Below are 2,233 nucleotides of genomic sequence, written 5' to 3' on the forward strand. Positions count from 1 at the left end.
ACTTCGCTCCATAAGGAGCTTCCCCATCACAGCTCAGCCTTCACGATAAGCGGATTTGCCTACTTATCAGCCTAACTGCTTGGACGTGCACAACCAATCGCACGCTTCTTCTATCCTTCTGCGTCCCTCCATTGCTCAAACGATAAAGAGGTGGTACAGGAATATCAACCTGTTGTCCATCGCCTACGCCTGTCGGCCTCGGCTTAGGTCCTGACTAACCCTGAGCGGACGAGCCTTCCTCAGGAAACCTTAGGCATTCGGTGGACGGGATTCTCACCCGTCTTTCGCTACTCATACCGGCATTCTCACTTCTAAGCACTCCACCAGTCCTTCCGGTCTGACTTCACTGTCCTTAGAACGCTCCCCTACCACTGATACCATTGGTATCAATCCGCAGCTTCGGTGGTGTATTTAGCCCCGGTACATTTTCGGCGCAGAGTCACTCGACTAGTGAGCTATTACGCACTCTTTAAATGGTGGCTGCTTCTAAGCCAACATCCTAGTTGTCTAAGCAACTCCACATCCTTTTCCACTTAATACACACTTTGGGACCTTAGCTGGCGGTCTGGGCTGTTTCCCTTTTGACTACGGATCTTATCACTCGCAGTCTGACTCCTAAGGATAAGTCATTGGCATTCGGAGTTTGACTGAATTCGGTAATCCGATGAGGACCCCTAGTCCAATCAGTGCTCTACCTCCAAGACTCTTACACTTAAGGCTAGCCCTAAAGCTATTTCGGGGAGAACCAGCTATCTCCAGGTTCGATTGGAATTTCTCCGCTACCCACACCTCATCCCCGCACTTTTCAACGTGCGTGGGTTCGGGCCTCCATTCAGTGTTACCTGAACTTCACCCTGGACATGGGTAGATCACCTGGTTTCGGGTCTACGACCACGTACTAAACGCCCTATTCAGACTCGCTTTCGCTGCGGCTCCGCCTCTTCAGCTTAACCTCGCACGGGATCGTAACTCGCCGGTTCATTCTACAAAAGGCACGCCATCACCCGTTAACGGGCTCTGACTATTTGTAGGCACACGGTTTCAGGATCTCTTTCACTCCCCTTCCGGGGTGCTTTTCACCTTTCCCTCACGGTACTGGTTCACTATCGATCACTAGGGAGTATTTAGCCTTGGGAGATGGTCCTCCCAGATTCCGACGGAATTTCACGTGTTCCGCCGTACTCAGGATACATTCAAGAGAGAACGAAGTTTCGACTACGGGGTTGTTACCCTCTACGACGGACCTTTCCAGGTCGCTTCGTCTACCTCGTTCCTTTGTAACTCCGTATAGAATGTCCTACAACCCCAAGAGGCAAGCCTCTTGGTTTGGGCTATGTTCCGTTTCGCTCGCCGCTACTCAGGAAATCGCATTTGCTTTCTCTTCCTCCAGGTACTTAGATGTTTCAGTTCCCTGGGTCTGTCTTCCTTACCCTATGTATTCAGATAAGGATACCATACCATTACGTATGGTGGGTTTCCCCATTCGGAAATCTTCGGATCAAAGCTTACTTACAGCTCCCCGAAGCATATCGGCGTTAGTCCCGTCCTTCATCGACTCCTAGTGTCAAGGCATCCACCGTGCGCCCTTTCTAACTTAACCAAACTAAAAATTAAAAAATATGAGCTACACTGTTATCTAGTTTTCAAAGAACATACATTTATATATGAGAGATAGTTCTCTCAAAACTGAACAAAACGAAACACGGAAACTTTATTGATGAACAGCGTTCATCAATTCTCCATAGAAAGGAGGTGATCCAGCCGCACCTTCCGATACGGCTACCTTGTTACGACTTCACCCCAATCATCTGTCCCACCTTAGGCGGCTGGCTCCAAAAAGGTTACCCCACCGACTTCGGGTGTTACAAACTCTCGTGGTGTGACGGGCGGTGTGTACAAGGCCCGGGAACGTATTCACCGCGGCATGCTGATCCGCGATTACTAGCGATTCCAGCTTCATGTAGGCGAGTTGCAGCCTACAATCCGAACTGAGAACGGTTTTATGAGATTAGCTCCACCTCGCGGTCTTGCAGCTCTTTGTACCGTCCATTGTAGCACGTGTGTAGCCCAGGTCATAAGGGGCATGATGATTTGACGTCATCCCCACCTTCCTCCGGTTTGTCACCGGCAGTCACCTTAGAGTGCCCAACTTAATGATGGCAACTAAGATCAAGGGTTGCGCTCGTTGCGGGACTTAACCCAACATCTCACGACACGAGCTGACAAGTCGGAT

General features: G+C 50.0%; 2 rRNA genes. Both read right to left on the bottom strand.

From position 1 onward, the window contains the following. Positions 1-1,600: ribosomal RNA gene (locus VSX56_RS20480) — 23S ribosomal RNA — on the bottom strand; the annotation flags it as partial. A gap of 145 nt (positions 1,601-1,745) precedes the next feature. Beyond that, positions 1,746-2,233 (bottom strand): 16S ribosomal RNA (locus VSX56_RS20485); the annotation flags it as partial.

Origin of the sequence: Thioclava kandeliae (assembly GCF_040297545.1) — a bacterium.
GTDB classification, from domain to species: Bacteria; Pseudomonadota; Alphaproteobacteria; order Rhodobacterales; family Rhodobacteraceae; genus Thioclava; species Thioclava kandeliae.